Below are 6,081 nucleotides of genomic sequence, written 5' to 3' on the forward strand. Positions count from 1 at the left end.
TCGTCTCATAACTAAATTTTCATGATACAATCATCTCAAACAGTTTTCTCTCCTCTACCAAAACTAGTTGTTGCGCGTCCGATGCTTATGTTCACGGGCTTTCTCGGTGCAGGGAAAACAACACTTCTACGAGAACTCCTGAAACAGCTCAAAGCCCGCCATCATCTCGCTGACGTCATTCTCAATGATCGTGAAAATGCCGAAATTGATAAGGAGACATTGGTAGGACACGCTGCAGACATCGAAGCTCTCACAGGCTCCTGCGTTTGCTGCGACGGCTACCACAGCTTTGTTAAATTGATTCTTAAGGCCTCAGAAAGTGCACACGATGTTTTGCTCATTGAGCTAAACGGCACTGCTGACCCTGTGCCTTTACAGGAATCTTTTACTCTTTTAGAATCTAAGTTTTGCCTGCGACCTCGTTGGCAAGTCTGCGTGATCGATGCGCGACATTTCGGTAAACGAGGCTACTTCAATGACCTAGAAGAACTGCAACTGGAAACGGCAAGCCATTACTATATTTCATGGGACAATACGCTAACAGATAGTGAGCTAAAGATTCTAGAAGATGAAATCAAAGAGATCAACTCGGATGCAACTCGTGCAACTGCAGCCTCACTAGCTGACGCACTCAGCCAGACTATCAAAAATAGCCCCCGTCACGCTTTGGCTGTTCAGCAACCTAACAGTAGCGGGCAAGAATTGGCCAAGCCCATACTCGCGACGTCTGTTAAAGGCAAAAACAACGAGCGCCATAAGTTGGCTCACGCGTTCACAGGTTGCCAGATCATCATTCCTGAACCAGTAGAAGCATTCTCGGTGGTAGACTGGCTGAGGGCTCTGCCAACCTCGGTCATCCGAGCGAAAGCTCTACTCATTCTCGAAAGCGACCCCGACAAACGTTATTTATATGAGCGCGTTGGCAGCTTCATTTCACCCGATCCCATTAGTGGGATCAACAATAGCGAGGCGCCATGCTCTGGTATTTTCATAGGTGCCGATATTGATCCGCTGGAAATCCTCCGCATCTCCCAAGAAATCCTCCACCCAGACTGCCTTTTTCCTGAGTGAAAATGCGCAACTCACAGCCTTTCTAACAAAAATATGCCTCTCCGACTCTACGACACACTGACCCGTGAGACCCAACTCGTTCAGCCAATGGACGGCAGGGCATTGCGTTTCTACTGCTGTGGTCCTACGGTTTACGGACCTGCGCACATCGGCAACTTTCGCACATTCGTCATGCAAGATATTTTTCGACGCGTAGTTGAAGCCGATGGCACAGTGACACACCATGTGAGAAACATCACTGATGTGGATGATAAAACGATCCGTGAATCTCAAAGGCAAGGTCTAACACTTGGAGAATTCACAAAAGAATGGACACTTAAATACCACGCGGACTGTGAGGAGCTGAACCTTCTCACTCCTCATGTGGAACCTTCAGCCGTGGCACATGTGCCAGAGCAAGTCGCCATGATCGAACAACTCATGGCGTCAGGTCACGCTTATGCAGCGGAGGACGGCTCTGTCTATTTTCGTGTCGATTCCTTTACCGACTACGGTAAGCTCTCTAGACTCAAGGAGCGTGAAATCACAACGACTCAGGTAGAACGCGAGCAGTCAGACGAATACGAGCGCGAGTCTGCAGCCGACTTCGTACTCTGGAAAGCCCGCCGTCTCGAGGATGGCGACAACTATTGGGAGTCTCCTTGGGGACAAGGAAGGCCAGGTTGGCACATTGAATGCAGCGCCATGGCGATCAAACACCTCGGAGAAAGCTTTGATCTTCACTCCGGAGGCGTAGATCTCATTTTCCCTCATCACGAAAACGAAATTGCACAGAGTGAAGCCGCCACCAACAAGCCATTTGTTCACCAGTGGTTCCACATTGCGCATCTTATGATAGATGGAGCTAAAATGAGTAAATCCCTGGGAAACTTATACACATTAGCTGATATAAAAGCGCAGGGCTATACTGCAGAGGAGCTGCGCTATGTGCTTCTCTCAGCCAGCTACCGTCAGATGCTCAATTTTTCGTGGGATTCACTCAATGCTGCGGAAAAAGCCATCTCCCGCTTACGTAATTTTCAACAGAGCATCGGTGAATTGCCTGAATCTAAGAGTACCGATTTCCACGTTTTCAGCCCAGTGCTAGAGGCTCTTCAGGCAGATCTCAATACGGCGGACGCACTTGGCCGCTTATTCAAAACCATCAAATCGGTGCTGACTGATCTCGAATTAAATAAAATCAGCTCAGATGAGCTTCATCGTGTTCGTATTGGTTTCGCTATGGTGATGAAAATATTGGGCTTCACTCTAACAAAAGAACCGCACATTGACGCGACAGCGCACGTCAAACAACTGGCGGAAGACCGCTGGCGTGCGAAGCAAAACAAAGACTGGGGAAAAGCCGATACTCTACGGCAACAGCTCACTTCAGCAGGATGGTCCGTCAAAGATACCGCAGATACATACGAAATCACCCCACTCTAATATTTTATGAAAACCATGACATCTCTCGAAGAGCTCCGCCACTCTACTGCGCATATTCTAGCAGCAGCCGTCCTTCGACTTTATCCAAACACACGACTTGATATTGGGCCTCCAACCACAAACGGATTTTATTATGACTTTGATAACGAGCATCGGTTTAGCTCGGAAGATTTTGCCTCAATCGAGCGAGAAATGCAGAACATTATCTCTGAGAATCAATCTTTCGTTCGAAAAGAAGTGAGTCGAGAGGAAGCACGTACCCTTTTCAGAGATCAAGGTCAGCCCTTCAAACTGGGCCGTCTTGATGACATTCCAGATGGCGAATCTATCAGTATTTATACAAATGGTAATTTTAGCGATCTTTGTGCAGGTTCACACGTAGAGTCTACAGGCAAGGTAGCAGCTTTCAAGCTCACGAGCGTATCGGGTAGCTACCATCGCGGTGACCACACTCAGCCGATGCTGCAGCGTATCTACGGAACTGCATTTCCAAGCCAGGAGGAATTAGACAAATACATTGAGCGGATGGAACAAGCAGCTCAGCGAGACCACCGTAAGATCGGGCAGCAGCTCAAACTTTTCTCTCTAGATTCTAAGGTTGGTAGTGGTCTCCCTCTACTGCTCCCGAAAGGTGCTGTGATTCGCCAACAACTTGAAAAACTCATTAACGATAAGCTTTTCGATTACGGCTATGAAACGCTTTATTCACCCCACATTGGTAACATCGACCTCTTTAAGACATCTGGTCACTATCCCTACTACGCAGAGAGCATGTATGAGCCGATCACGATCGATGATCGTGAATTTTTGCTCAAACCCATGAACTGTCCCATGCACATCCAGGCGTACAATGCTGAGCCGCGTTCCTACCGAGACTTACCCCAACGCTACGCTGAATTTGGCACAGTTTATCGCATGGAGCAAAGTGGCGAGCTCAATGGACTGACCCGTGTACGCGGATTTACCCAAGACGATGGTCATGTTTTTTGCACCCGCGGTCAACTCAAGCAGGAGTTCACAAGTTGCCTCCAACTCGTACAGGAGGTCATGGCTATATTTGGTCTAAAAACGGAGTGCCGTATTTCCTTACGTGACCCTGACAACACTTCGAAATATATCGGAGCTGATGAACTTTGGCAACCTGCGGAATTTTGTATCCAAGAGGTGGTCGACGAGCTTGGCCTAGCACATTCGGTGGGGCTGGGTGAAGCCGCTTTCTATGGACCTAAGTTAGATTTCATGGCATTGGATGCCCTTGGCCGTTCTTGGCAAATCGGGACTATTCAAGTCGACTTTAGTTTACCTGAGCGATTTGAGCTCGAATACGTAGGAAGCGATAATAAGGCGCACCGGCCAGTGATGATCCACCGAGCCGTATTTGGGAGTATCGAACGCTTTATGGGGCTACTCATTGAGCATTTTGGCGGTGATTTTCCAACGTGGTTAGCTCCCGAACAACTACGTATCATTCCTATCAGCGACACTCAAATCCCTGAGGCTGATGCTCTGCTAGCTCGCTGCAAAGCACTGCGCATTCGAGCCTCAGTTGATAGCCAAAAGGACAAAATGGGAGCGAAGATCCGCCGTGCACGACTCGATAAAACACCCCTCATGGCCATCATTGGTAAACGTGAGGCAGCAGCTTCACAGCTTGCTATTCGCTCGCGTAAAAAGGGAGATGAAGGGGCGGTCGATATTGATGTGTTTCTGGAACGCCTGAAACAAGAATCTCACTACAGCACATGAAATTTGAAACAAACATAAATACAAGATGAAAAAATCAATCGTAGAAATTCCTAAGGCCGACCCACAAACAGACAACGACACCCGTGGTGTAGCCATTGATCATGTAGGTATCAGTAATGTGTGCTACCCCCTACTTATCTCTGGGTGGGATAACTCACGACAAGAAATCAAAGAAGTCTCCATGTCACTCAAAGTGTCTCTTGCCCCAAACGTGCGAGGCATTCACATGAGCCGCTTGCTAGAAGGTGTCCACCATTGGAGTGGAGCGCTGTCTATGGATAATATGAAGGACTTCCTCAGCATGACCCGTAAACAACAAGATTCACTCACCGCAACCGTTGACTGCCGTTTCACTTGGTTTGTGGAGAGACCTACTCCTAAGACGGAGCTCCCCGCTTGGCAAGGTATTGAAACAACGTGGCACGGCCACCAAGACAACGAAGGGAGTATAATAGGCTACACTCTAAACATTCCTGTTACCACACTCTGCCCATGTAGCCGTGAGATCAGCGATTACGGAGCACACAGCCAACGGGGCTGGGTGAAGGTGAAGTTAGAGTGGAGCGCTGATGATAAGATCATATGCCCTCAGGAGATCTTTGATAAACTGCAGCACGCTGGAAGTGCTCCCATCTACCCACTGTTAAAAAGAGCAGATGAGCGCCATGTCACTATGCTCGCCTACCAACAGCCAGCATTTGTTGAGGACACGTTGCGCAGGGCCGCTTTGACTCTACAGCAAGATGCCAGAGTTAAGCGTTATGAGCTTAACATTTGTAACGAAGAAAGCATCCACACACAATGCTATCGCTAGCCTATCTTTCTCTAGATAACTTACACCCCTACTCTACCGTGATTCTTAACGACACACAAATTACTGAGCGAGCAGAAGCTGGCATGATTTCCCCCTTCGAGCCCAAGCTCATACGCCTCACTGACAATGGTGAACAAGTCCTATCCTTTGGCCTATCCAGCTTTGGATACGATTTGCGGCTGTCTCCTAACGAATTCAAAGTATTCCGCCATGTGCCAGGCACTGTGGTTGATCCAAAAAAATTTAATCCTAAAAACTTGGGAAATGTAGCGCTCGAGACAGACAAAAGCGGTAGCTACTTCATTCTACCAGCCCGTAGTTATGGGCTGGGCGTGGCTGTGGAAAAACTTTCACTACCAACTAATACTACGGCCATCTGTGTCGGTAAAAGCACCTATGCACGCTGCGGAATCATCGCCAATGTGACTCCAGCTGAGGCCGGCTGGAGCGGGCATCTCACACTAGAATTTTCTAACTCATCTGCAGCCGATTGTAGAATTTATGCTAATGAAGGAATAGTGCAGATGCTGTTCTTCCAAGGCGAACCCTGCGCGGTATCTTATAAAAGTAGAACTGGTAAATACCAAGACCAAGAACAGAAAATCACTCTTCCTATAGTCTAAGGTTCCTCACTAACAAATTCCCATCAACTATGAACACAAAAGAAATAACCGCACTCTTCGACAAGTGGAATCAAGCGCTTCAGTCCGGCAACCCAAAGACGGTAACCAAGCTCTACGAGTACAATGCTATATTGCTTCCAACATTATCTGACAACGTTCGCCACAACCATCAGGAAATCGAAGACTACTTCGTTAACTTTTTAGCAATGGGGCCAGTTGGAAAAATCGATGAGGCAAATGCCCGCACCTTCGGAGATGTAGCAATCAACTCTGGCATTTACACCTTCACTTTCAAGGATGGGGATTCTGTAAGCGCGCGCTTCACATATGTGTATCGCTGGAACGGCCAAGACTGGAAGATCGTAGAACACCACTCGTCGCAACTACCTGAGTATTAACCTG

Annotated in this window: 6 protein-coding genes; all 6 read left to right on the top strand. The window is 48.0% G+C overall.

From position 1 onward, the window contains the following. Positions 1–21: 21 nt before the first annotated feature. Genes BSZ32_RS04490 through BSZ32_RS04515 form a run of 6 tightly spaced genes read left to right on the top strand, consistent with a single transcriptional unit; the run spans position 22 to position 6,077 of the window. Positions 22–1,071 (top strand): GTP-binding protein, encoded by a 1,050-nt coding sequence (locus BSZ32_RS04490; RefSeq protein WP_105042321.1) that lies wholly within the window; start codon positions 22–24, stop codon positions 1,069–1,071. A 33-nt stretch (positions 1,072–1,104) separates the two neighbouring features. After that, positions 1,105–2,496, top strand: coding sequence for a cysteine--tRNA ligase (cysS, locus tag BSZ32_RS04495; RefSeq protein WP_105042322.1), 1,392 nt, complete (start codon positions 1,105–1,107; stop codon positions 2,494–2,496). A gap of 15 nt (positions 2,497–2,511) precedes the next feature. After that, positions 2,512–4,242 (top strand): threonine--tRNA ligase, encoded by a 1,731-nt coding sequence (gene thrS, locus BSZ32_RS04500; protein WP_105044768.1) that lies wholly within the window; start codon positions 2,512–2,514, stop codon positions 4,240–4,242. 25 nt (positions 4,243–4,267) lie between these two features. Next, positions 4,268–5,056, top strand: coding sequence for a GTP cyclohydrolase I FolE2 (locus BSZ32_RS04505; protein ID WP_105042323.1), 789 nt, complete (start codon positions 4,268–4,270; stop codon positions 5,054–5,056). A 38-nt stretch (positions 5,057–5,094) separates the two neighbouring features. Continuing rightward, complete coding sequence (gene dcd, locus BSZ32_RS04510) at positions 5,095–5,679, top strand: dCTP deaminase (RefSeq protein ID WP_105044769.1); 585 nt, start codon at positions 5,095–5,097, stop codon at positions 5,677–5,679. A gap of 29 nt (positions 5,680–5,708) precedes the next feature. Then, positions 5,709–6,077 (top strand): SgcJ/EcaC family oxidoreductase, encoded by a 369-nt coding sequence (locus tag BSZ32_RS04515; RefSeq protein WP_105042324.1) that lies wholly within the window; start codon positions 5,709–5,711, stop codon positions 6,075–6,077. Positions 6,078–6,081 lie beyond the last annotated feature (4 nt).

The organism is Rubritalea profundi (assembly GCF_002954445.1).
In the GTDB taxonomy this organism is placed as follows: Bacteria; Verrucomicrobiota; Verrucomicrobiia; order Verrucomicrobiales; family Akkermansiaceae; genus Rubritalea; species Rubritalea profundi.

Excerpts from the sequence above, each read along its gene's own strand:
- BSZ32_RS04490 (WP_105042321.1), top strand. The coding sequence starts at position 22 with ATGATACAATCATCTCAAACAGTTTTCTCTCCTCTACCAAAACTAGTT.
- cysS (WP_105042322.1), top strand. The coding sequence starts at position 1,105 with ATGCCTCTCCGACTCTACGACACACTGACCCGTGAGACCCAACTCGTT.
- thrS (WP_105044768.1), top strand. The coding sequence starts at position 2,512 with ATGACATCTCTCGAAGAGCTCCGCCACTCTACTGCGCATATTCTAGCA.
- BSZ32_RS04505 (WP_105042323.1), top strand. The coding sequence starts at position 4,268 with ATGAAAAAATCAATCGTAGAAATTCCTAAGGCCGACCCACAAACAGAC.
- BSZ32_RS04515 (WP_105042324.1), top strand. The coding sequence starts at position 5,709 with ATGAACACAAAAGAAATAACCGCACTCTTCGACAAGTGGAATCAAGCG.